A 24,467-nucleotide genomic window follows, 5' to 3' on the forward strand; every position below is an offset into this window, starting at 1 on the left:
AGTTTGATGCTCGTGAATTAAACTTCGTAATGAATTACGTATGTTCACTCAGAGACTTGGTATTCATTTTTCGTCTTGCGACGTTAAGAATCCATGTCACTTTGAGTGCCCACACAGATTGTCTGATAAATTGTTAAAGAGCAGTCCCGCTTCGTTTTCGCTGCGGCGCGGGGTGTGCATATTACGCTTTCCCGCTTCAGAGTCAAGCATTTATTTCGCTTTTCTCTGCTGACCCGGCGGCGTGTGTGCCGTTGTTCCGTGTCAGTGGAGGCGCATTATAGGGCGTTATTCTGAAGTGACAAGAGGAAATTCAAAAAAAGTTTCTGACCGTGTTTTTTTTCACCAACAGAGGTGATATCAAGCTACAAATTGTTCTATTTGATGTATCTGCAACCACAATCACATTCGAGGTGGCATAATTAACAGCATGAAACATTAAGGAATAAAAGCGATGCCATTAAGCGCACAACAGCTGGCCGCCCAAAAAAATCTGTCCTATGTGCTGGCAGAAAAGCTGGCGCAGCGGATTTTAGCGGGTAAATATGCCCCGGGGAGCATCCTGCCGGGTGAATTGGAGCTGGGTGAGCAGTTTGGAGTAAGCCGTACCGCGGTTCGCGAGGCGGTGAAAACCCTGACGGCAAAAGGTATGGTGCTTCCACGCCCTCGTATTGGCACGCGCGTGATGCCACAGAATAACTGGAATTTTCTCGATCAGGAGCTGCTCTCCTGGTGGATGACCGAAGACAACTTTCATCAGGTCGTCGATCACTTTCTTGTAATGCGCAGCAGCCTTGAACCTCAGGCATGCCTGCTTGCCGCCACGCTCGGGACAGCAGAGCAGAAAGCGCAGCTTAACGCACTCATGGAAGAGATGGTGTTCCTGAAAAAACACTTCAACCGGGAACGATGGATTGAGGTCGATATGGCCTGGCATGAACATATCTATATGATGAGCGCCAATCCGTTCCTCACTTCCTTTGCTTCGTTATTCCATTCGGTGTACCACACCTACTTTACCTCTATTACACAAGACGAAGTGGTAAAGCTGGATTTGCATCAGGCGATAGTAGATGCCATTCAGGAGAGCGACGGGCAGCGAGCCCTGACTGCATGTCAGGCATTGCTGACCGCACCAACCCACCAGCAGGTAAATAAATGACAGAGAAAAAAGCGCGCAGCATGGCCGGATTGCCGTGGATTGCAGCCATGGCGTTCTTTATGCAGGCACTGGATGCCACCATCCTCAATACGGCGCTTCCCGCCATTGCGCAAAGCCTTAACCGCTCCCCGCTGGCAATGCAGTCCGCCATCATTAGCTACACCCTCACGGTGGCGATGTTGATCCCGGTAAGTGGCTGGCTGGCCGATCGCTTCGGTACCCGCAGAGTTTTCATGCTGGCCGTAACGCTCTTTACGCTCGGTTCACTGGCCTGCGCGCTCTCCACTTCATTAACGGAGCTGGTTATCTTTCGCGTACTGCAGGGAATAGGCGGCGCGATGATGATGCCGGTGGCGCGCCTCGCTTTGCTGCGTGCCTACCCACGCAGCGAACTGCTCCCCGTACTCAACTTTGTCACCATGCCAGGGCTGGTCGGCCCAATACTTGGCCCGGTCCTCGGGGGTGTGCTGGTTACCTGGGCAAGCTGGCACTGGATTTTCCTGATTAATATTCCGATTGGCGTGGCAGGGCTGATCTATGCCCGCAAATATATGCCGAACTTCACCACGCCAAGGCGCAGCTTCGATATGGGCGGCTTTTTTCTGTTTGGACTGAGCCTGGTGCTGTTCTCCAGTGGCATGGAGCTCATTGGCGAGAAGCTCGTTGAAACGTGGCTGGCGCTCGCCGTCATCCTCAGTGGTATTCTGCTGTTCCTTCTTTATATACGCCATGCGCGTCGTCACCCGACACCGCTTATCTCTTTATCTCTCTTTAACACCCGAACCTTTTCCGTCGGGATCGCGGGCAATATTGCCTCACGTCTGGGCACGGGCTGCGTACCGTTCCTGATGCCATTGATGCTGCAGGTGGGGTTCGGCTACCCGGCGCTGATTGCCGGCTGCATGATGGCGCCCACGGCAATGGGTTCCATTCTGGCGAAATCGACGGTCACACAGGTACTGCGCTGGTTTGGCTATCGTAAAACGCTGATTGGCGTGACGGTCTTTATCGGTCTGATGATTGCGCAGTTCTCGCTGCAATCCGCGGCGTTACCGGTCTGGATGTTGATCCTGCCGCTGTTTGTGCTGGGAATGGCGATGTCAACGCAGTTCACGTCGATGAACACCATCACCCTTGCGGACCTGACCGACGAGAACGCGAGCAGCGGCAACAGCGTACTGGCGGTGACCCAACAGCTGTCGATCAGCCTCGGGGTAGCCGTGAGCGCGGCGGTGCTGCGGTTTTATGAAGGGTTTGACGGCACGAATACCGTTGAGCAGTTCCACTATACCTTTATCACCATGGGCGCGCTTACCGTGGTGTCGGCGCTGGTCTTTATGTTGTTAAAACCGAAAGATGGCCGGAACCTGATTAAAGAGCGTCACAAAGAGAAAGCTAAACCGAACCGCGTTCCATCAGAACAGGAGTAAGCTGCAAACGTTGCTGTTGCAGCGTGGGCTGCGCCATACGGTGGATCAATACGTCGATGGCCAGCTCACCCAGTTCATCCTTCGGCTGATGGATCGTGGTCAGCGGCGGCGTCATGTAGCGCGCCAGTTCGATATCATCGTAACCGACGATCGCCATATCGTCCGGAACGCGCAGTCCCGCCTGATACAGCGCCTGATAGGCACCAAACGCCATCGCATCGTTGCCGATAAACACCGCCTGCGGGCGAGGCTCTTGCGCCAGCAGCGTCTGCATTGCCTCGAAACCGCCGTTAAACTCGAAATCGCCGGTGATGCGATAGCCATCAGGAATGGCAAGCCCTGCCCGCTCCATTGCCGAAAGATAGCCTTCCAGACGCAAGCGCGCCGGGGTTTTATCCAGCGGGCCGGTAATGCAGGCAATGCGGGTATGGCCTTTATCAATCAGGTGCTGCGTCGCCATATCGCCGCCCAGCAGCGAGTTATCCTGAATCAGATCGCTGGTCCCGTCGAACGGCGCCCAGTCCATCATTACCGTGGGAATAGAAGGATAGCGCTGAATGATCTCTTTTGAAGGTTGATGCGTTTCGGTACAGAGCAGCAGCAGCCCGTCGACGCGTTTTTGCATCAGCGTTTCCAGGTTGCGGTTCATGCGCTGCTCGTCGCCTTCAGTATTGCACAGCACCAGACTGTAGCCACGCTCGAAGCAGCTGCGCTCTACGCCACGAACAAGTTCAGAATAGAAAGGATTGGTACTGGCCGTGATCAGCATGCCGATGGTGCGCGTCTGGTTAAGCTTCAGACTGCGCGCCAGCGCCGACGGCGCATAGTTGAGATCTTTTACTGCGGCTTCGACTTTCTCCCGAATCGCCTCGCTGACGAAGCGGTCGTTATTAATAACGTGAGAGACGGTCGAAGTAGAAACGCCCGCCATGCGGGCGACATCTTTCATCGTAGCCAAGCGTTACCCCTGCTGACTTAAGAATTCATCGATCTCTTTACGCCACGGAACGGAAGGCTGTGCGCCTTTGCGCGTCACCGCAATCGCGGCGGCGGCATGCGCAAAGCGGATCGCGTCATCCATCGCTTTTCCTTCCAGCAATGCCGTCACCAGCGCACCGTTGAAGGTGTCTCCAGCGGCGATGGTATCAATGGCTTTGACCTTAAAGCCCGGCACGCGACGGCCTTCGCCATTGACGCTAGCCCACACCCCGCGGCTACCAAGAGTAATGATAACGGTCCCGATGCCTTTTGCATGCAGCACTTTCGCCGCACGCGCGGCATCATTGTCATTTTCAACGCGAATGCCCGTCAGCTTTTCCGCTTCGGTTTCGTTCGGCGTAATGATGTCTACCAGCGCCAGCAGTTCATCTGATAATACACGGGCAGGCGCAGGGTTAAGTACGACAGTGGTATGATTTTCATGCGCAATTTTCGCGGCGGTCAGCACGCTTTCAACCGGAGACTCCAGCTGCATCAGCAGGGCTTCCGCTCCGGCGATGATCCCACGCTGCGCTTCGACGCGTTCAGTCGTTAACGCGGCGTTAGCCCCTGCATGAATACCGATGACATTCTCACCTTCCGCATTGACGAAGATCAGCGCCACACCGGTAGATTCCCCTTCAACAACGCTGACGGGTGCAGTATCGATGTTGTCACTTGCCAGCTGCTTGCGTACGCGCTCGCCGGTATCGTCATCACCCGTACAGGCGATAAACGCGATATTCGCCCCGCTGCGCCCGGCGGCAACTGCCTGGTTTGCGCCCTTACCGCCAAACGCGACCTGATACTGATTGCCGGTGACGGTTTCGCCCGGAGTGGGGAACGTTTCAAGGTTAAGAATGTGATCGGCATTGATACTGCCAAGGACGACGAGGTTGCCTGCGGTTTTCATGTATTGAGGTGTCCATCTGAGAGCGCCACCGGTATTACCCGGTGGCGTATGCCACACTTTTCTTTTATTTGGTGTCCCTCAGGCAGCCAGCGACTGCCTGAATCGCCTTTACTGCTTAATGACCAGCTTCAGGTCAACAGGATATTTGGCCTGAACTTTTTCGCCCTTCAGCACTTTGTCGGCAGTTTCAACGCCAGTCGCGCCAATCTGCTCAGGCAGCTGAGCGATGGTCGCAGCCAGTTTGCCATCATTTACTGCTTTTTCACCATCCGGCGTGCCGTCAAATCCGACAACCATCACATCTGATTTACCTGCGGTCTGCAGGGCACGCAGCGCGCCCAGCGCCATTTCATCGTTCTGTGCAAATACCGCCTGCACATCTGGATGCGCGGTCAGCAGGTTCTGCATGACGTTCAGACCCTTAGTACGGTCGAAGTCTGCCGGCTGGCTGGCCAGCACGTTGAATTTGTGTGCAGCCACGGCCTGCTGGAAGCCTTCACCACGTTCACGGGCCGCGGAAGTACCGGCGATACCCTGCAGTTCGATAACTTTCGCGCCTTCACCGGCTTTCTTCGCGATGTAGTCACCAGCAATTTTACCGCCCAGCACGTTATCAGACGCAATGTGGCTCACAACTTCGCCTTTCGTTGCCTGACGGTCCAGAGTGATCACCGGAATTTTCGCCTGGTTTGCCATCTTCACGGCGTTGCCTACGGCATCAGAATCGGTTGGGTTGATCAGCAGAATTTTGGTGCCACGAACGGTTAAGTCCTGAACGTTAGCCAGCTCTTTCGCCGGGTTGTTCTGTGAATCCAGCACCACCAGGTTGTAGCCCAGTTTGTCCGCTTCTTTCTGCGCACCGTCCTTCAGGGAGACGAAGAACGGGTTGTTCAGGGTAGAGACAACCAGCGCGATGGTATCTTTCGCCATGGCGTTAGCACTTACGGTTGCGCTCAGCGCGACAGCGGAAACCAGGGTAGCCAGTTTTTTCATGTTCATATCTAAGATGTCCTGTAGTGTCGTCAGTTACTGTTTTTTGTTGTCTACCAGTACCGCCAGCAAAATCACCACTGCCTTAACGATCATCTGGTAATAGGAGGAAACACCTAACAAATTCAAACCATTATTCAGGAAACCGAGGATCAGTGCGCCGATCAATGTCCCAACAATGCGACCTTTACCGCCCGCAAGGCTCGTACCGCCCAGAACCACCGCCGCGATGGCATCCAGCTCGTACCCCGTCCCCGCCGTCGGCTGCGCGGAAGAGAGGCGCGCCACTTCGATGATGCCCGCCAGTGACGCCAGCAGGCCGCACAGGGAGTACACGATAATTTTGACTTTATTAACGCTGATACCGGACAGGCGCGTGGCCGCTTCGTTACCACCCAGCGCATAGATATAACGGCCCAGGCGGGTATGGTGCAGCATGTACCACGCCGCCAGGAAGACGATAGCCATGATCCAGACCGGGGTCGGGACACCCAGCGGGCGACCGATACCGAACCAGCCAAACAGATCCGCGTTATCCGTAAACCCGGTATTCACCGGGCTACCGTTGGTGTAAACCATGGTCACACCGCGCAGCAGCAGCATCATCACCAGCGTGGCGATAAACGCCTGAACGCGGCCTTTTGCCACAATCACGCCGGTAACGGCACCAATCGCCGCGCCAGCCGCCAGTGCAGCCGCAACGGCCACCAGCGCGTTGACCTCAATTCCCACAATTGAAGCGGCGATCGCACCGGTGAGCGCCAGCAGGGAACCGACGGACAGATCGATACCCGAGGTCAAAATCACCAGCGTCATGCCGACCGCCATAATGGCGTTCACCGACGTCTGCTGCAGAATGTTGAACAGATTATTGACGGTAAAAAAGTTCGGGCTCATGGTCGAGACAATCGCGATCAGCACCAGCAGGGCAATCAGCGATTTTTGTTCCATCAGCCATGCCTTTGTGAAATAGCGGCGACCAGAAACAGCCTGGGTAGTCATCTTCTTACTCCTGATTCACGCGATTAAGCTTGCCCACAGCGGCAGCCATCAGAACTTCCTGGGTGGCCTGCTCGCGAGTGAATTCACCGCCGAGATGCCCTTCATGCATGACGATAATGCGATCGCTCATGCCTAATACTTCTGGCATCTCGGAAGAAACCAGAATGATGCTCAGACCGTCGCCCTTGAACTGGTTAATCAGCTGATAGATCTCTTTTTTCGCGCCCACGTCCACGCCGCGGGTTGGCTCGTCGAGGATCAGCACCTTCGGGCGCGTCATCAGCCCGCGGGCAATCGCCACTTTCTGCTGATTCCCGCCGGAAAGCAGGCCAATAGCCTGCTCCATCGACGGGGTTTTAACGTTAAAGAGACGGATAAAATCACTGACCGCCTGCTGCTCATCTTTATGCTTCAGGCTGCCGCCGCTGTGGCTGAAATAGCGCAGCGCGGTGAGGGACATATTCTCTTTCACCGACATGCCCAGCACTAAGCCGTCGCGCTTGCGGTCTTCGGAGATATAGACAATGCCGTTCGCCAGCCCGTCCTGCGGCGAGCGGGTCACCACTTCATGGCCGTCAAGAGTAACGTAACCGCTGGTGCGCGGCAGTGCGCCGTACAGCACTTTCATCAGCTCGGTACGGCCCGCGCCCATCAGGCCCGCCACGCCCAGGATCTCGCCCTGACGCAGGGTAAAGGTCACATCGTTTACGCCTGGGCCGCAGAGGTTATCTACCTTCAGGCGGATCTCGCCCGGCACTTTGTCCAGATGCGGATATTGGTCTTCGAGCTTACGTCCCACCATCATTTCGATCAGCGTATCTTCGGTCAGCGTCGCCACTTCGCGCTCGGCGATAAACTGGCCGTCGCGGAAGACGGTAACGTCGTCGCAAATTTCGAAGATCTCTTTCATGCGGTGAGAGATATAGACAATGCCGCGTCCCTGCGCTTTCAGCTCGCGGATCACGCGGAACAGGGATTCGGTTTCGGTATCGGTCAGGGCATCGGTCGGTTCATCCATAATGATGACCTTCGACTCGAAGCTCAGCACCTTCGCGATTTCCACCATCTGCTGATCGCCGATGGAAAGGTCGCCCACCAGACGGTCACTCTTAAAGCGCAGGTTCAGCTTCGCCAGCAGCTTGTCCGCTTCGGCGTACATGGTTTTCCAGTCGATTTTGCCGAACCGGTTCACGAACTCGCGGCCCAGGAAGATGTTTTCCGCAATGGTGAGCTGCGGGATGAGGTTCAGCTCCTGGTGAATAATGCCGATGCCCGCTTCCTGAGAGGATTTCGGGCCGTTAAAGGTGGTTTCTTTACCCAGCCAAACGAGTGAACCGGCATCACGCTGGTAGATCCCGGTCAGCACTTTCATCATGGTGGATTTGCCGGCACCGTTTTCGCCCACCAGCGCCATCACGCGTCCTGGGTAGACGTTAAGCGCCGCACCGGAGAGGGCTTTTACGCCCGGGAACGACTTATCGATCCCTTTGAGTTGCAGTAATGCGTCCATGATGGCCTCAGAAGGTGACGCCAGCACAGAGAATGATATTCGCATACGGGGAACACTCCCCGCTGCGAATCACCGCCTGACTGTCTGCGGTTTGTTGTTTGAACTGTTCGTGCGTTGTGTAACGAATTTCTATGGTGTTTCCCTGGTGTTGTTGCAGTTGCTCAATGTGGCTGAGCAACGTTTCGTGGAGTTGCGGATTATGTTGTTTGATTTCCGCCGCGAGAATGGCCGCCTCAACCTGCATCTCCGCCGTCACCACCTCCAGTACCTGCATAAACGAGGGCACGCCCTGCGTTAACGCCATATCGATACGGGTTGTGCTGCGCGGAACCGGTAAGCCTGCATCGCAAACCACCAGCGTATCGGTATGCCCAAGACGGGAAATAACCGATGCGATTTCTGAGTTGAGAACCGTGCCTTTCTTCATTTTCTTGCTCCACTAGCGAAACGTTTCGCTAAAAACAGTGTAGCCGCATAAATGTTCAGAAAACCATCATGACGTAACGGATTTGTGATCAACGTCGAAACGTTTCGCTAAGTGAAATGGAGGGGGAGGTAAATGCAAAACGGTAACCGTCAGGTTACCGTTTTAGATGTTTGCGCCCTCTCCCTGTGGGAGAGGGACGGGGTGAGGGCATCAGGCCGCACGGAGACTTAAATCTCAACCTGCGTCCCCAGCTCAATGACGCGGTTAGGCGGGATCTCAAACTGGTCAGGCGCGCGCAGGGCGTTACGCTGCAGGATCAGATACAGCTTGCCGCGCAGACGCAGGTACCATGGGCGCTTGCCGATGATCAGCGACTCGTGCGACATAAAGAACGACGTCTCCATCATCCGGCAGCTTAACCCTTCCAGACCGCAGCGGTGGAACACCTCTTCCACGTTCGGCGTTTCGCGCCAGCCGTAGCTCGCCACCACGCGCCAGAAGGTCGGGGACAGCTGCTCAATCTGTACGCGGCGCACGTTGTGAACGTACGGCGCATCTTCGGTGCGCAGCGTCAGCAGGATCACGCGCTCGTGCAGCACTTTGTTGTGCTTAAGGTTATGCATCAGCGCAAACGGGATCACATTCAGGGCACGAGACATGTAAACCGCGGTACCCGGCACGCGCACCGGCGGGGATTTCTCAAGCGACGCGATCATCGCCTCCAGAGAATTACCGTGCTCATGCATGCGGCGCAGCAGGCGGAAGCGCTCGCTTTTCCATGTGGTCATGACAATGAACATCAACAGGCCCAGCGTCAGCGGCAGCCAGCCACCGGAGACAATTTTGTCGAGGTTCGCAGAGAACAGCGGCACGTCAATGCACAGGAAGCCCACCAGAATCATCCCCACGAGGAACTTATTCCAGTGCCAGTTGCGGTACGCCACCGTGGTGGAGAGAAGCGACGTCAGCACCATCGTACCGGTCACGGCAATACCGTAGGCCGCCGCCAGATTACTGGAGTGTTCGAAGCTAACAATCACGATCACAACAGCGAAGTAGAGCAGCCAGTTAACGAACGGGATGTAGATCTGGCCCGACTCCATCTCTGAGGTATGGATGATGCGCATTGGCGAGAGATATCCCAGACGAACGGCCTGACGGGTCAGAGAGAACACCCCGGAAATCACCGCCTGAGAGGCTATCACGGTCGCCAGCGTTGCGAGGATCAGCATAGGCACCAGCGCCCAGTCAGGTGCCAGCAGGAAGAATGGGTTCTTAATCGCTTCCGGGTTCTTGAGCAACAGCGCGCCCTGACCGAAGTAGTTCAGCACCAGCGACGGGAGTACCACAATAAACCATGCCACGCGGATAGGCAGCTTCCCGAAATGCCCCATGTCAGCATAGAGCGCCTCCACACCTGTAATGGAGAGCACGACCGCACCCAGCGCCACGAAGGAAACCACTTTGTATTCAAGGAAGAAATGCACCGCCCAGTAAGGGTTCAGCGCATGCAGCACGTCCGGGTTCGCGATAATGCTGCGCAAACCGAGCGCCGCCAGGATCAGGAACCAGGCCAGCATAATCGGCGCAAACAGTTTGCCCACCAGCCCGGTACCGTGTTTCTGGATCATGAACAGCAGCGTCAACACGATGATTGCCAGCGGGACAACCCAGGCATCAAGCTGCGGGGCAATAATCTCCAGCCCTTCAATCGCCGAGAGCACCGAGATAGCCGGCGTTATCACCACTTCCCCGTAGAAGAAGCTGCCACCTATCAGGCCGATAATCACCAGCACAGACGTCATTCTGGCCGAAGTATTGCGACCGGCAAGGGACATCAGGGTCAGGATCCCGCCTTCGCCCGCATTATCTGCACGCATAACGAAGGAGAGATATTTAACGGAAACGACCAGAATCAGCAGCCAGAAGATGAGGGACAGGAAGCCAAACACGGCATCGCGCTCAACACCAAAGCCAAACTGGCCGGACAAACATTCACGAAGCGTATAAAGTGGGCTGGTGCCGATATCACCGTAGACAACCCCGATCGCCGCAAGCGTTATTGCGGGTAATGATTGCTTATTATCAGTGCTCATAGACTAGTCTTTTCGTTTAAATAACAAATGTGTTCCTGTCCCTTGGTCCACAAAAAGCGCACAGTATGCACGATTCATTGCAAAATCGTACCCCTAAATGCAACCGCATTAATGTAGCGCAAAGAAAATTGCGCCGCACTTCAGCCTATTACCAGCCCTGACTGAAACGTCTATACTCGCTTCAATTGGCCGCCACAACGGCGAAAGGATGCAAAACTATTATGGCTCACTCACATTTATTAGCAGAAAGAATTTCCCGCCTCAGCAGCGCGCTGGAGAAAGGCCTTTACGAGCGTAGCCACGCCATTCGCCTTTGCCTGCTGGCGGCATTGAGCGGTGAAAGCGTATTTCTGCTGGGACCGCCGGGCATTGCCAAAAGTTTGATTGCACGCCGCCTAAAGTTCGCTTTCCAGAACGCTCGCGCATTCGAGTATTTGATGACGCGCTTCTCCACGCCAGAAGAAGTTTTCGGCCCGCTTTCTATTCAGGCGCTGAAAGATGAAGGGCGCTATGAGCGTCTGACGGCGGGCTATCTCCCGGAAGCGGAAATCGTCTTTCTTGATGAGATCTGGAAAGCCGGCCCGGCCATTCTGAATACCCTGCTGACGGCAATCAACGAACGTCGCTTCCGCAACGGCGCGAGCGAAGAGAAGATCCCCATGCGCCTGCTGGTGGCCGCGTCAAACGAACTGCCCGAAGCCGACAGCAGCCTGGAAGCGCTGTATGACCGCATGCTGATCCGCCTGTGGCTGGATAAAGTCCAGGATAAATCAAACTTCCGTTCAATGCTGGTGAGCCAGCAGGACGAAAACGAAAACCCGGTGGCACCTTCACTGCAGGTGACGGACGAGGAGTACCATCAGTGGCAGGACGAGATCGGCAAAATTAAGCTGCCCGACGCCGTCTTTGAACTGATCTTCATGCTGCGCCAGCAGCTTGATTCCCTGCCTTCCGCCCCGTACGTCTCGGATCGTCGATGGAAAAAAGCGATCCGTCTGCTCCAGGCCAGCGCGCTGTTCAGCGGTCGCGACGCGGTCGCCCCTATAGATCTGATCCTGCTAAAAGACTGCCTCTGGCACGACGCAGAAGGCATGAACCTGATGCAGCAGCAGCTGGACGTTTTGATGACCGGGCACGCCTGGGGGCAGCAGGCGATGCTCAACCAGCTGGGGGCGATTGCCCAACGGCGCATTCAGCTCCAGCAGCAGCAAAGCGATAAAACCGCGCTAAAAGTGAACCGACTGGGCGGCATGTTCGCCCGCAAACCGCATTACGAGCTACCCGCCGATCTGACCGGCACGACGCTGACACTGCTGCTCCAGCAGCCCCTCAAGCTGCATGATATGCAGGTGGTGCACATTACGATTGAACGCGAGCCGCTGGCGCAGTGGCTGGATAAGGGCGGGGAGATCCGCGGAAAGCTCAACGGCATCGGTTTCGCGCAGCCGCTGAATATGGAAGTGGACAGCAGTCAGCACCTGGTGATCCGCGACGTGAGCCTTCAGGGATCGCGTCTTGCGCTTCCCGGCACCGCCTCGGACAGCGTGCCGGAAGAGATTAAACAGCAGCTGGAAGCGCTGGATACCGAATGGCATCAGCAGCACACCCGCTTCAGCGAGCAGCAAAAATGCCTCTTTATTCATAGCGATTGGCTAGGTCGCATTGAAGCCAGCCTGCAGGACGTCAGCGCGCAGATAAAACAGGCGCGTCAATGCTAACGCTGGACACGCTCAATATGATGCTGGCCGTCAGCGAGGAAGGGTTGATCGAGGAGGTGGTGATTACCCTTCTGGCATCGCCGCAGCTGGCGGCCTTCTTTGAAAAATTCCCGAAGCTCAAAAAAGCGATGACGGACGATCTCCCGCGCTGGCGCGACAATCTGCGGCAGCGGTTTAAGGAGACAGAAGTCCCGCCCGAACTGACGGAGGAAGTCGCGGCCTATCAGCAGTGTCAGCGGCTATCGACGCCACAGTTTATCGTCCAGATCCCGCAAACCCTTACCCTGCTCAATAAAGTCCACTCTCCGTTTGCCAGCCAGGCCAGAACGCTGGTCACAGAAAACGTCACCTTTACCCCGGCGCTGCACACGCTCTTTTTACAGCGCTGGCGCCTGAGCCTGGTCGTCCAGGCTACCACGCTGAACCAACAGCTTCTGGATGAAGAGCGGGAACAGCTGCTCAGCGAAGTCCAGGAACGCATGACGCTGAGTGGCCAGCTCGAAGAGGTGCTGGTAGAAAATGAAAACGCCGCTGGTCGCCTCTGGGATATGAGCGCCGGGCAGCTGCGGCGCGGGGATTATCAGCTGATCGTGAAGTACGGCGACTTTCTTACCCAGCAGCCGGAGCTGATGAAGCTCGCGGAACAGCTCGGCCGCTCGCGAGAGGCCAAATCGGTCCCAAAGAAGGATGCCCCGATGGAAACCTTCCGCACCCTTGTACGCGAACCGGCTACCGTGCCGGAGCAGGTCGACGGACTCCAGCAAAGCGATGACATCCTGCGCCTGCTGCCGACCGAGCTAAGCACGCTGGGGATGACCGAACTGGAGTATGAGTTTTACCGGCGGCTGGTGGAAAAACAGCTTCTCACCTATCGGCTGCACGGCGAAGCCTGGCGAGAGAAGCTCAGCCAGCGCCCGGTCGTGCATCAGGACTTTGATGAGCAGCCGCGCGGGCCGTTTATTGTCTGCGTGGATACGTCCGGCTCAATGGGCGGCTTTAACGAGCAGTGTGCGAAGGCGTTCTGTCTGGCGCTGATGCGCGTGGCGCTCGCTGACCGCCGTCGCTGCTTTATCATGCTCTTCTCCAGCGAAGTCGTGGGCTACGAGCTGACGAACCAGCAGGGCATTGAGCAGGCCATCCGCTTTTTAAGCCAGCGTTTTCGCGGCGGCACCGATCTGGCCAGCTGTTTTCGCAGCATTGTAGAACGGATGCAGGGCGGCGACTGGTACGACGCTGACGCGGTGGTGATTTCCGATTTCATTGCCCAGCGGCTGCCGGAAGATGTGGTAAATAAAGTGAAGGAGCTGCAGCGCGTGCAACAGCACCGTTTTCATGCCGTGGCGATGTCCGCACATGGAAAACCCGGCATCATGCGCATCTTCGATCATATCTGGCGCTTTGATACCGGGTTGCGTAGCCGCCTGCTCAGACGCTGGCGGCGTTAATTAAAGAAGAAAATCGACGCTTTCACGTACCTGCTGCGGCCAGACGCCACACTGCACCTGACCAATGTGAGACAGTTGCAGCAGCAGCATGGTCAGACGGGACTGCCCGATACCGCCGCCGATGGTCTGCGGCATTTCACCGCGCAACAGCGCCTGATGCCACTCTAATTGAAGGCGATCTTCATCACCGGTCACCGCCAGCTGGCGCTTCAGCGCCTCTGCATCCACGCGGATTCCCATCGAAGAGAGCTCAAACGCATCTTCCAGAACCGGGTTCCAGACCAGAATATCGCCGTTCAGACCGGCATATTCGCTTTCGCCCGCGGTGCTCCAGTCATCATAATCCGGCGCACGCACGTCGTGACGTTTGCCATCAGACAGTTTGCCGCCGATGCCAATCAGAAATACCGCGCCCAGCTCTTTGGCGATCGCCCGCTCGCGGCCTTTGGCATCCAGATCCGGGAAGCGGCTCAGCAGTTCCTGGCTGTGGACAAAGTGGATCGTATCCGGCAGGAACGGTACCAGACCAAACTCTTTGCTCACGGCCGCTTCGGTCGCTTTGATCCCCGCGTAGATCGCCTCAACGGTGGATTTCAGCGTGCCGACATGACGCTCGCCGTCACCCATTACGCGCTCCCAGTCCCACTGGTCAACGTAGACAGAGTGAATCGGGGAGAGGCGGTCTTCATCGGGGCGAAGGGCTTTCATGTGCGTGTAGAGCCCTTCGCCCGCGCTGAAGTCGTGTTGTCCCAGGGTTTGACGCTTCCACTTCGCCAGGGAATGCACCACTTCGAACTGGGCGTCTGGCAGTGTTTTCACTTTTACCTGTACCGCTTTTTCGCAACCAGACAGGTTATCCTGCGTCCCGTCACCCACGCGGCTCAGAATCGGCGCCTGAACTTCAATAAGACCAAGCTTCTCTTCCAGCTGGCGGGAAAAATGGGATTTTACGAAACTGATCTGGCGTTGTTTTGCGATGTAAGCGGTTTTCATTATTTATACTCCTGCGTCCTGTTGATAATGATTAAGCAACAGAACCGACACTTAATTCAATAACCCATCAACAAAAAGCCACCTTCACTTTTGATTCGTTAAAATAAGACGCTAGAATAGACGTATTCATTAATCTTCATAAGAAAAAGCTATGGAAAATTATCAGATCGACAATCTGGACCGCGGCATCCTTGAGGCCTTAATGGCCAATGCCCGTACAGCCTACGCCGAACTGGCGAAACAGTTTGGCGTCAGCCCGGGAACCATTCACGTTCGCGTAGAGAAGATGAAGCAGGCAGGGATCATTACCGGTGCGCGCATCGACGTCAGCCCGAAGCAGCTGGGTTACGACGTCTGCTGCTTCATCGGCATTATTCTTAAAAGCGCAAAAGATTACCCCTCCGCGCTGGCAAAGCTGAACGCGCTCGATGAAGTCACCGAGGCGTACTACACCACCGGGCACTACAGCATCTTTATTAAGGTGATGTGCCGCTCCATCGATGCCCTCCAGCAGGTACTTATCAACAAGATCCAAACAATCGATGAAATTCAGTCCACCGAGACACTGATCTCCCTGCAAAACCCGATCATGCGTACCATCCGCCCGTGATCGGGCAAATTCATTCCCACATTTTCCACAGGTAGATCCCAGCTCGTTCACAGCGTACAATGATCCCCTCTTTATCTGAGCGAGCGATCAATGGCGGACATTACCCTTATCAGCGGCAGCACTCTTGGCGGTGCGGAATACGTAGCGGAACATCTGGCTGAAAAGCTGGAAGATGCAGGCTTTTCTACACAAACGCTGCACGGGCCGCTGCTTGAAGATCTCCCGGCTGACGGGGTCTGGCTGCTGATCACCTCCACGCACGGCGCGGGCGATCTGCCGGATAACCTGCAACCTTTATATGACGAACTGCTGGAACAGCAGCCCGACCTGTCAAACGTCCGTTTTGGCGCAGTGGGGATCGGCAGTCGTGAATATGACACCTTTTGCGGGGCAATAGAGAAGGTCGAAGCCGCTGTTACCGCTTGCGGAGCAAAACAGCTGGGTGAAACGCTCAAGATCAACATCCTCGATCATGACATTCCGGAAGATCCAGCCGAGATCTGGCTCGCGGAATGGAAAAATTTACTCAAAAACGATTAAAGATCGCGCGAACAGATGTGGATAACTCTGGTTAAAAGCTCGTATTAACCCGTAGTTATCCAAAGAACAACCCTAGCGTCGTTTTTGGCCTGTGCATAAAGTCGCGATCTGATCCCAGCTTATACGGTCCTGGATCACCGATCATTCACAGCAAACGATCCTTCCTAACTGCATGATCTTATTTGCAGGATCGGACTTATCCACACGTGTCCGCGATCCTAATAAGAGATCACAATAGAACAGATCTCTAAATAAAAAGATCTTCTTTTTAATAGCCCAGGATCCCAATGCTTTCTCGAAAGACTAAAGTTGAGTAGAATCCACGGCCCGGGCTTCAATCCATTTTCATACCGCTTTACGCGAGGCAGACCACCATGTTTTATCAGGATCCTTTTGACGTCATCATCATTGGCGGGGGTCATGCAGGCACTGAGGCCGCAATGGCCGCAGCGCGAATGGGTCAGCAGACCCTGCTTTTGACACACAATATCGACACGCTGGGACAAATGTCCTGTAATCCGGCGATTGGCGGCATTGGGAAAGGACACCTGGTAAAAGAAGTGGATGCACTTGGCGGCCTGATGGCGAAAGCGATCGATCATGCGGGCATTCAGTTTAGGATACTAAACGCGAGTAAAGGCCCTGCTGTTCGCGCCACTCGTGCGCAGGCAGACCGCGTGCTTTATCGTCAGGCCGTGCGCACCGCGCTGGAGAACCAGCCGAACCTGATGATCTTCCAGCAGGCGGTAGAAGATCTTATCGTTGAGAACGATCGCGTCGTGGGCGCCGTGACCCAGATGGGCCTCAAGTTCCGCGCCAAAGCCGTGGTGCTAACGGTCGGGACATTCCTGGACGGCAAAATCCATATTGGTCTGGACAACTACAGCGGTGGCCGTGCTGGCGATCCGCCGTCCATTCCGCTGTCTCGTCGTCTGCGTGAACTGCCGCTGCGCGTCAGCCGTCTGAAAACCGGCACGCCGCCGCGTATCGATGCGCGCACCATTGATTTCAGCGTACTGGCCCAACAGCACGGCGATAACCCGATGCCGGTTTTCTCGTTCATGGGCAACGCGGCGCAACACCCGCAGCAGGTACCGTGCTACATCACGCATACCAACGAAAAAACCCATGACGTGATCCGCAATAACCTCGATCGCAGCCCAATGTACGCTGGCGTGATCGAAGGGATCGGCCCACGTTACTGCCCGTCGATCGAAGACAAAGTGATGCGCTTTGCCGATCGTAACCAGCACCAGATCTTCCTGGAGCCGGAAGGGCTGACCTCGAACGAAATTTACCCGAACGGCATCTCCACCAGCCTGCCATTCGACGTGCAGATGCAAATTGTTCGCTCAATGCAGGGGATGGAGAATGCGAAAATCGTTCGCCCTGGCTACGCTATTGAGTACGATTTCTTCGACCCGCGTGACCTGAAGCCGACGCTGGAGAGCAAATTCATCCACGGTCTGTTCTTCGCGGGGCAGATCAACGGCACCACCGGCTACGAAGAAGCCGCAGCGCAGGGGTTGCTTGCCGGTCTGAACGCTGCCCGCTTCTCTGCCGAGAAAGAGGGCTGGGCGCCGGCGCGTTCTCAGGCCTATCTGGGCGTTTTGGTCGACGATCTCTGCACGCTGGGCACCAAAGAACCGTACCGTATGTTTACCTCTCGCGCGGAATATCGTCTGATGCTGCGCGAGGACAACGCCGACCTGCGTCTGACCGAGATAGGCCGCGAGCTGGGTCTGGTGGATGACGAACGCTGGGCGCGCTTTAACGAGAAGCTGGAACGAATTGAACAGGAACGTCAGCGCCTGAAAACCACGTGGGTAAACCCACAGGCGGAAACCGCTGCCGAAGTGAACGCTCACTTAACAGCGCCGCTGTCGCGTGAAGCCAGCGGCGAAGATCTGCTGCGTCGTCCTGAAGTCACCTACGAGAATCTGGTCAAACTGACTGCGTTCGCACCGGGCCTTGAAGACGCTGAAGCTGCCGAGCAGGTCGAAATTCAGGTGAAGTACGAAGGCTACATCGCGCGTCAGCAGGATGAGATCGAAAAACAGCAGCGCAACGAAAACACGCTGCTGCCGGAAATGCTGGACTACCGTCAGGTGACGGGCCTTTCCAACGAAGTGATCGCTAAGCTGAACGATCACAAACCGGTATCGATTGGCCAGGCCTCCCGTATCTCGGGCGTTACGCCGGCAGCGATTTCGATCCTGCTGGTGTGGCTGAAAAAGCAGGGCATGCTGCGCCGTAGCGCGTAATTGACATTGCTTTTGGCGGGTGGCGCTTCGCTGACCCGCCCTACTTACTCGTAGGCCCGGTAAGCGGCAGCGCCACCGGGCAAAAAAACTCTCAACAGGTATTCACCGTGCTCAACAAACTCTCTCGTCTGCTGGATCAGGCAGGTATTTCGCTCACCGATCACCAGAAAAACCAGCTGGTGGCGTATGTCGATATGCTGAACAAATGGAATAAAGCGTACAACCTGACGTCTGTGCGCGATCCCAACGAGATGCTGGTTCGCCATATTCTCGATAGTATCGTGGTGGCGCCGTACCTGAAAGGTGGACGTTTTATCGACGTGGGGACGGGGCCGGGTTTGCCGGGCGTTCCGCTGTCGATTGTCCGACCCGAGAGCCATTTCACGCTGCTGGACAGCCTGGGCAAGCGCGTGCGCTTTTTACGCCAGGTTCAGCATGAACTGAAGCTCGATAACATCACGCCCGTACAGAGCAGGGTAGAGGAGTTTCCGGCAGAGCCGCCGTTTGACGGCGTTATCAGCCGTGCGTTTGCTTCGCTCAATGACATGGTGAGCTGGTGTAAGCATCTTCCGGCAGAAGATGGCCGTTTTTATGCGCTGAAAGGACAGCTGCCCGGTGATGAAATTGAACAGCTTCCGGACGGTTTTAGCGTTGAAACCATCGAGAAATTAAACGTTCCGCAGCTCGACGGTGAACGTCATCTGGTGATAATTAAGCCAAACAATTTTTAAAAAAATAATAAAAAATGTGGAATTTGTGCTGTTCTGAGTATGTTAAAAAACAGCACAACTACCCGGGATTTACCAGAGAGCGTTTAACCGCTTTTTTACCAGGGATTTTCTTGCGGTTAACCTCACGTCGATTATTCATCGCGAAGATAGTCAACTATGAAAATATCACCCTGCTAACAGTTGAAGGCTGTAACCAGAACGCAATGTTAATTATTTATTAAGAATGTCAATAAAAGGTTTTTATTGTGTACGGGGCTGTTTTGAAAATAGTTGCGATATTTTGTGTTTAATTTCAGAAAGATAATTCTGGGCGATTTACGGCTTTGATAAATACAACCTTATCGCAAATGTGTGTTTTGTGATCTCGTGCACGCTTTGTAGTCAACGTTTTCGCGCTGTTTGCAGTTTTGCTCGAAGGTCGATGCTTTCTACGAAAGTTAAAAAATAGCGCTGGGGAAAAATATTTAAACATTTATTCACCTTTTCGCTACTTAATGTTTGAAATCACGGGTACGCACCGTATAATTTGTCCGCTTTTTGATGCTTGACTCTGAGCCTTAAAGGACGTTTTATACGACACGCGGCATACCTCGAAGGGAGCAGGAGTAAAAACGTGATGTCTGTGTCGCTCTTGAGTAGAAACGTTGCTCGTAAGCTTCTGTTCATTCAGTTTCTGGCTGTGATAGCAAGTGGACTGCTGTTTAGCCTCAAAGACCCCTTCTGGGGCATCTCCGCCGTGTGCGGGGGTTTGGCGGTCGTACTGCCAAACGTGTTGTTTATGATTTTTGCCTGGCGTCATCAGGCGCATACACCCGCCAAAGGCCGCGTGGCCTGGTCCTTCGCCCTCGGCGAAGTGTGTAAGGTGTTGCTGACCTTTGCTCTACTGGTGATGGCGCTGGCGGTTTTGAAAGTGGTATTCATGCCGCTGATAGCAACGTGGGTTTTGGTGCTGGTGGTACAAGTTCTGGCTCCAGCTGTAATCAATAACAAAGGGTAAAAGGCATCATGGCTTCAGAAAATATGACGCCGCAGGATTACATAGGTCACCATCTGAATAACCTTCAGCTGGACCTGCGTACATTCTCGCTGGTGGATCCACATAACCCCCCGGCCACCTTCTGGACGATCAACATCGACTCCATGTTCTTCTCGGTGGTTTTGGGTCTTCTGTTCCTGGCCATGTTCCGCAGCGTTGCTAAAAAAGCGACCAGCGGTGTTCCAGGGAAATTCCAGACGTTCGTTGAGATGATCATCGGCTTCGTCCATGGCAGCGTGAAAGACATGTACCATGGTAAGAGCAAGCTGATTGCTCCGCTGGCCCTGACCGTGTTCGTTTGGGTCTTCCTGATGAACCTGATGGACCTGCTGCCAATTGACCTGCTGCCGTTCATCGGCGAGCACATCTTCGGCCTGCCTGCGCTGCGTGTTGTACCGTCTGCGGACGTGAACATCACCCTGTCTATGGCGCTGGGCGTGTTTATCCTGATTCTTTTCTACAGCATCAAAATGAAAGGCGTAAGCGGCTTTGTGAAAGAGCTTACCTTGCAGCCGTTCAACCACTGGGCGTTTATTCCGGTCAACCTGATCCTGGAAGGCGTTAGCCTGCTGTCCAAACCTGTTTCACTGGGTCTGCGACTGTTCGGCAACATGTATGCGGGTGAGCTGATTTTCATTCTGATCGCGGGTCTTCTGCCGTGGTGGTCACAGTGGGTTCTGAATGTGCCATGGGCCATTTTCCACATCCTGATCATTACGCTGCAAGCCTTTATCTTCATGGTTCTGACGATCGTCTATCTGTCGATGGCGTCTGAAGAGCACTGATTTTTTACCAACACTACTACGTTTTAATTGAAACAAACTGGAGACTGTCATGGAAAACCTGAATATGGATCTGCTGTACATGGCTGCCGCTGTGATGATGGGTCTGGCGGCTATCGGTGCTGCGATCGGTATCGGCATCCTCGGAGGTAAATTCCTGGAAGGCGCAGCGCGTCAACCTGATCTGATTCCTCTGCTGCGTACTCAGTTCTTTATCGTTATGGGTCTGGTGGATGCTATCCCAATGATCGCTGTAGGTCTGGGTCTGTACGTGATGTTTGCTGTCGCGTAGTAGTTGTTTTAAAACCCCAAGCCACAGAAATTTAAGAGGTATTGTGCTGTGAACATGAACGCAACAATCCTCGGCCAGGCCATCGCGTTTATTCTCTTTGTCTGGTTCTGCATGAAGTATGTATGGCCGCCTTTAATGGCTGCCATCGAAAAACGTCAGAAAGAAATTGCTGACGGTCTGGCTTCCGCAGAACGCGCTAAGAAAGATTTGGACCTTGCACAGGCCAACGCGACAGACCAGCTGAAAAAAGCGAAAGCTGAAGCTCAGGTAATCATTGAACAGGCTAACAAGCGCCGTTCTCAGATCCTGGACGAAGCCAAAGCTGAAGCAGAACAGGAACGTACTAAGATCGTGACACAGGCTCAGGCTGAAATTGAAGCTGAGCGTAAACGTGCTCGTGAAGAACTGCGTAAGCAGGTTGCGATTCTGGCTGTTGCTGGCGCCGAGAAGATCATCGAACGTTCCGTGGATGAAGCTGCTAACAGCGACATCGTGGACAAACTTGTCGCTGAACTGTAAGGAGGGAGGGGCTGATGTCTGAATTTGTTACGGTAGCTCGCCCCTACGCCAAAGCAGCTTTTGACTTTGCTGTCGAACACCAAAATGTCGATCGCTGGCAGAATATGCTGGCGTTTGCCGCTGAGGTGACGAAAAACGAACAAATGGCCGAGTTGCTTTCCGGTGCGTTAGCGCCTGAAACCCTCGCCGCGTCGTTTATCGCCGTGTGCGGAGAGCAACTGGATGCCAACGGCCAGAACCTAATTAAGGTCATGGCAGAAAATGGTCGTCTCCGTGTGCTCCCGGATGTTCTCGAGCAGTTTGAGCACTTACGTGCCCTTAGTGAAGCAACTGCAGAAGTCGAAGTGACTTCCGCGACTGAACTGAGTGACGAACAGCTTGCGAAAATCACCGCCGCGATGGAAAAACGTCTGTCACGCAAAGTTAAGCTGAATTGCAAAATCGATAAGTCTGTAATGGCAGGCGTAATCATCCGCTCGGGTGATATGGTCATTGATGGCAGCGTACGCGGCCGTCTTGAGCGCCTTGCAGACGTCTTGCAGTCTTAAGGGGACTGGAGCATGCAACTGAATTCCACCGAAATCAGCGAACTGATCAAGCAGCGCATTGCTCAGTTCAATGTTGTGAGTGAAGCTCACAACGAAGGTACTATTGTTTCTGTAAGTGACGGTGTTATCCGCATCCACGGCCTGGCCGATTGTATGCAGGGTGAGATGATTTCCCTGCCGGGTAACCGTTACGCTATCGCACTGAACCTGGAGCGCGACTCCGTAGGTGCAGTTGTGATGGGTCCATACGCTGACCTCGCCGAAGGCATGAAGGTTAAGTGTACTGGCCGTATTCTGGAAGTGCCGGTTGGCCGTGGCCTGCTGGGTCGCGTTGTTAACACCCTGGGTGCGCCAATCGACGGTAAAGGTCCGGTTGAGCACGATGGCTTCTCCCCAATCGAAGTTATCGCACCAGGCGTTATCGACCGTCAGTCCGTTGATCAGCCAGTGCAGACTGGTTATAAGTCCGTTGACGCCATGATCCCAATCGGTCGTGGTCAGCGTGAACTGATCATCGGTGACCGTCAGACCGGTAAAACCGCGATGGCAATCGACGCCATCATCAACCAGCGTGACTCCGGCATCAAATGTGTGTACGTGGCTATCGGCCAGAAAGCGTCCACCATTTCTAACGTGGTTCGTAAACTGGAAGAGCACGGCGCGCTGTCTAACACCATCGTTGTGGTAGCAACCGCGTCTGAATCTGCTGCACTGCAATACCTGGCGCCATACGCCGGTTGCGCAATGGGCGAATACTTCCGTGACCGCGGTGAAGATGCGCTGATCGTATACGATGACCTGTCTAAACAGGCTGTTGCTTATCGTCAGGTTTCCCTGCTGCTCCGTCGTCCACCAGGACGTGAAGCATTCCCGGGCGACGTATTCTACCTCCACTCTCGTCTGCTGGAGCGTGCTTCCCGCGTTAACGCGGAATACGTCGAGAACTTCACCAAAGGTGAAGTGAAGGGTAAAACAGGTTCTCTGACCGCGCTGCCGATCATTGAAACCCAGGCGGGTGACGTTTCTGCGTTCGTTCCGACCAACGTAATCTCCATTACCGATGGTCAGATCTTCCTGGAAACCAACCTGTTTAACTCCGGTATTCGTCCGGCGGTTAACCCGGGTATCTCCGTATCCCGTGTGGGTGGTGCTGCTCAGACCAAGATCATCAAGAAACTGTCCGGTGGTATCCGTACCGCGCTGGCACAGTATCGTGAACTGGCTGCGTTCTCTCAGTTCGCATCCGATCTGGACGAAGCAACCCGTAAACAGCTGAGCCACGGTCAGAAAGTGACCGAGCTGCTGAAGCAGAAACAGTACGCTCCAATGTCTGTTGCTCAGCAGGGCCTGGTGCTGTTCGCGGCTGAACGCGGTTACCTCGAAGATGTGGAACTGGCGAAAATCGGTAGCTTTGAAGCCGCTCTGCTGGCTTACGTCGACCGTGATCACGCTCCGCTGATGCAAGAGATCAACCAGACCGGTGGCTATAACGACGAAATCGAAGGCAAGCTGAAAGCTATCCTCGATTCCTTCAAAGCAACCCAATCCTGGTAATCGTCCGGCGGCTTGTCTCAGGGCAAGCCGCCTGGCATTGAGGAGAAGCTCATGGCCGGCGCAAAAGAGATACGTAGTAAGATCGCAAGCGTCCAGAACACGCAAAAGATCACTAAAGCGATGGAGATGGTCGCCGCTTCCAAAATGCGTAAATCGCAGGATCGCATGGCGGCCAGCCGTCCTTATGCAGAGACCATGCGCAAAGTGATTGGTCACCTTGCAAACGGTAATCTGGAATATAAGCACCCTTACCTGGAAGAACGCGACGTTAAGCGCGTGGGCTACCTGGTGGTGTCGACTGACCGTGGTCTGTGTGGCGGCTTGAACATTAACCTGTTCAAAAAACTGCTGGCGGATATGAAAGGCTGGTCTGATAAAGGCGTTCAGTGCGATCTGGCACTGATTGGCTCTAAAGGCGTCTCTTTCTTTAACTCCGTTGGTGGCAACATTGTCGCTCAGGTGACCGGTATGGGTGATAACCCGTCCCTGTCCGAACTGATCGGCCCGGTTAAAGTGATGTTGCAGGCCTACGATGAAGGCCGTCTGGACAGACTGTACGTTGTCAGCAACAAATTCATTAACACCATGTCTCAGGTTCCAACGCTCACTCAGATGCTGCCGTTACCGGCATCAGAAGATGACGAGCTGAAGCAGAAAGCCTGGGATTACCTGTATGAACCCGATCCGAAACCGCTGCTGGATACCCTGCTGCGTCGTTACGTTGAATCTCAGGTTTATCAGGGCGTTGTAGAAAACCTGGCCAGCGAGCAGGCCGCACGAATGGTGGCGATGAAAGCCGCGACCGATAATGGCGGCAGCCTGATTAAAGAGCTGCAGTTGGTTTACAACAAAGCTCGTCAGGCCAGCATTACTCAGGAACTCACCGAGATCGTCTCGGGGGCCGCCGCGGTTTAACCAGGTTTACGAATT

Annotated in this window: 23 protein-coding genes; 15 read left to right on the forward strand and 8 right to left on the reverse strand. The window is 54.7% G+C overall.

From position 1 onward, the window contains the following. Nucleotides 1–451: 451 nt before the first annotated feature. Nucleotides 452–1,159: a FadR/GntR family transcriptional regulator gene (locus tag IM271_RS12355; RefSeq protein ID WP_028014903.1), complete on the forward strand. Its 708-nt coding sequence runs from the start codon at nt 452–454 to the stop codon at nt 1,157–1,159. Beyond that, the gene (mdtD, locus tag IM271_RS12360; RefSeq protein WP_193052663.1) at nt 1,156–2,589 is read left to right on the forward strand and encodes a multidrug transporter subunit MdtD; all 1,434 of its coding nucleotides are present in this window, start codon (nt 1,156–1,158) and stop codon (nt 2,587–2,589) included. Before IM271_RS12355 ends, mdtD begins: the two co-directional genes overlap by 4 nt. Here the strand turns inward: mdtD and rbsR are convergent. From rbsR to kup, 7 genes are all read right to left on the reverse strand, one after another. Next, entirely contained in the window at nt 2,555–3,547 is a 993-nt protein-coding gene (gene rbsR, locus IM271_RS12365; protein WP_028014905.1) for a ribose operon transcriptional repressor RbsR, read from the reverse strand. The two genes, mdtD and rbsR, sit on opposite strands and share 35 nt — an antisense overlap. A gap of 3 nt (nt 3,548–3,550) precedes the next feature. After that, a complete protein-coding gene (gene rbsK, locus IM271_RS12370; protein ID WP_045631283.1) occupies nt 3,551–4,480 on the reverse strand; it encodes a ribokinase in 930 nt (309 codons plus the stop codon). Between the two features lie 108 nt (nt 4,481–4,588). Continuing rightward, nucleotides 4,589–5,479, reverse strand: a complete 891-nt coding sequence (gene rbsB, locus IM271_RS12375; protein WP_010426610.1) for a ribose ABC transporter substrate-binding protein RbsB — start codon at nt 5,477–5,479, stop codon at nt 4,589–4,591. A gap of 27 nt (nt 5,480–5,506) precedes the next feature. After that, nucleotides 5,507–6,472, reverse strand: coding sequence for a ribose ABC transporter permease (rbsC, locus tag IM271_RS12380; RefSeq protein WP_006808742.1), 966 nt, complete (start codon nt 6,470–6,472; stop codon nt 5,507–5,509). A 4-nt stretch (nt 6,473–6,476) separates the two neighbouring features. Then, a complete protein-coding gene (gene rbsA, locus IM271_RS12385; RefSeq protein ID WP_193052699.1) occupies nt 6,477–7,982 on the reverse strand; it encodes a ribose ABC transporter ATP-binding protein RbsA in 1,506 nt (501 codons plus the stop codon). A gap of 7 nt (nt 7,983–7,989) precedes the next feature. Continuing rightward, nucleotides 7,990–8,409, reverse strand: coding sequence for a D-ribose pyranase (rbsD, locus tag IM271_RS12390; RefSeq protein WP_193052664.1), 420 nt, complete (start codon nt 8,407–8,409; stop codon nt 7,990–7,992). 227 nt (nt 8,410–8,636) lie between these two features. Continuing rightward, on the reverse strand, nt 8,637–10,505 hold the full coding sequence (gene kup, locus IM271_RS12395; protein ID WP_041911753.1) for a low affinity potassium transporter Kup: 1,869 nt from the start codon (nt 10,503–10,505) through the stop codon (nt 8,637–8,639). A 221-nt stretch (nt 10,506–10,726) separates the two neighbouring features. Between kup and ravA the strand changes: the two genes are divergently transcribed. Together ravA and viaA are read left to right on the forward strand one after the other, a co-directional pair. Next, nucleotides 10,727–12,223: an ATPase RavA gene (gene ravA, locus IM271_RS12400; RefSeq protein ID WP_045631286.1), complete on the forward strand. Its 1,497-nt coding sequence runs from the start codon at nt 10,727–10,729 to the stop codon at nt 12,221–12,223. After that, nucleotides 12,217–13,668, forward strand: a complete 1,452-nt coding sequence (gene viaA, locus IM271_RS12405; RefSeq protein WP_193052665.1) for an ATPase RavA stimulator ViaA — start codon at nt 12,217–12,219, stop codon at nt 13,666–13,668. Before ravA ends, viaA begins: the two co-directional genes overlap by 7 nt. Here the strand turns inward: viaA and asnA are convergent, their stop codons facing one another. Beyond that, nucleotides 13,669–14,661 carry an aspartate--ammonia ligase gene (gene asnA, locus IM271_RS12410; RefSeq protein WP_193052666.1) on the reverse strand — a complete coding sequence of 331 codons (993 nt, stop codon included), beginning with the start codon at nt 14,659–14,661 and terminating at the stop codon, nt 13,669–13,671. A gap of 151 nt (nt 14,662–14,812) precedes the next feature. Here asnA and asnC point away from each other — a divergent pair, with 151 nt between their 5' ends. The 11 genes from asnC to atpG all read left to right on the forward strand — a co-directional run bounded on the left by asnC (nt 14,813) and on the right by atpG (nt 24,452). Next, nucleotides 14,813–15,271 carry a transcriptional regulator AsnC gene (gene asnC, locus IM271_RS12415; RefSeq protein WP_008500198.1) on the forward strand — a complete coding sequence of 153 codons (459 nt, stop codon included), beginning with the start codon at nt 14,813–14,815 and terminating at the stop codon, nt 15,269–15,271. Nucleotides 15,272–15,361: 90 nt separating this feature from the next. Further along, on the forward strand, nt 15,362–15,811 hold the full coding sequence (mioC, locus tag IM271_RS12420; RefSeq protein ID WP_041911749.1) for an FMN-binding protein MioC: 450 nt from the start codon (nt 15,362–15,364) through the stop codon (nt 15,809–15,811). Between the two features lie 374 nt (nt 15,812–16,185). Next, on the forward strand, nt 16,186–18,075 hold the full coding sequence (gene mnmG, locus IM271_RS12425; protein ID WP_045261176.1) for a tRNA uridine-5-carboxymethylaminomethyl(34) synthesis enzyme MnmG: 1,890 nt from the start codon (nt 16,186–16,188) through the stop codon (nt 18,073–18,075). Nucleotides 18,076–18,182: 107 nt separating this feature from the next. After that, nucleotides 18,183–18,806 carry a 16S rRNA (guanine(527)-N(7))-methyltransferase RsmG gene (gene rsmG, locus IM271_RS12430; RefSeq protein ID WP_028014915.1) on the forward strand — a complete coding sequence of 208 codons (624 nt, stop codon included), beginning with the start codon at nt 18,183–18,185 and terminating at the stop codon, nt 18,804–18,806. Nucleotides 18,807–19,422: 616 nt separating this feature from the next. Continuing rightward, nucleotides 19,423–19,803, forward strand: coding sequence for a F0F1 ATP synthase subunit I (gene atpI, locus IM271_RS12435; RefSeq protein WP_008500194.1), 381 nt, complete (start codon nt 19,423–19,425; stop codon nt 19,801–19,803). 8 nt (nt 19,804–19,811) lie between these two features. After that, nucleotides 19,812–20,627 carry a F0F1 ATP synthase subunit A gene (gene atpB / locus IM271_RS12440; RefSeq protein ID WP_028014916.1) on the forward strand — a complete coding sequence of 272 codons (816 nt, stop codon included), beginning with the start codon at nt 19,812–19,814 and terminating at the stop codon, nt 20,625–20,627. Between the two features lie 49 nt (nt 20,628–20,676). Further along, a complete protein-coding gene (gene atpE, locus IM271_RS12445) occupies nt 20,677–20,916 on the forward strand; it encodes a F0F1 ATP synthase subunit C (protein WP_000429386.1) in 240 nt (79 codons plus the stop codon). A 48-nt stretch (nt 20,917–20,964) separates the two neighbouring features. Then, complete coding sequence (gene atpF / locus IM271_RS12450; protein WP_003862370.1) at nt 20,965–21,435, forward strand: F0F1 ATP synthase subunit B; 471 nt, start codon at nt 20,965–20,967, stop codon at nt 21,433–21,435. A gap of 14 nt (nt 21,436–21,449) precedes the next feature. After that, entirely contained in the window at nt 21,450–21,983 is a 534-nt protein-coding gene (atpH, locus tag IM271_RS12455; RefSeq protein ID WP_003862369.1) for a F0F1 ATP synthase subunit delta, read from the forward strand. A gap of 12 nt (nt 21,984–21,995) precedes the next feature. Continuing rightward, nucleotides 21,996–23,537, forward strand: a complete 1,542-nt coding sequence (atpA, locus tag IM271_RS12460; RefSeq protein WP_003862367.1) for a F0F1 ATP synthase subunit alpha — start codon at nt 21,996–21,998, stop codon at nt 23,535–23,537. Nucleotides 23,538–23,588: 51 nt separating this feature from the next. Continuing rightward, nucleotides 23,589–24,452, forward strand: a complete 864-nt coding sequence (gene atpG, locus IM271_RS12465) for a F0F1 ATP synthase subunit gamma (RefSeq protein ID WP_003862364.1) — start codon at nt 23,589–23,591, stop codon at nt 24,450–24,452. The last annotated feature ends 15 nt before the right edge of the window (nt 24,453–24,467 follow it).

Source organism: Enterobacter cloacae complex sp. I3, from assembly GCF_014896175.1.
Taxonomy (GTDB): domain Bacteria; phylum Pseudomonadota; class Gammaproteobacteria; order Enterobacterales; family Enterobacteriaceae; genus Enterobacter; species Enterobacter bugandensis.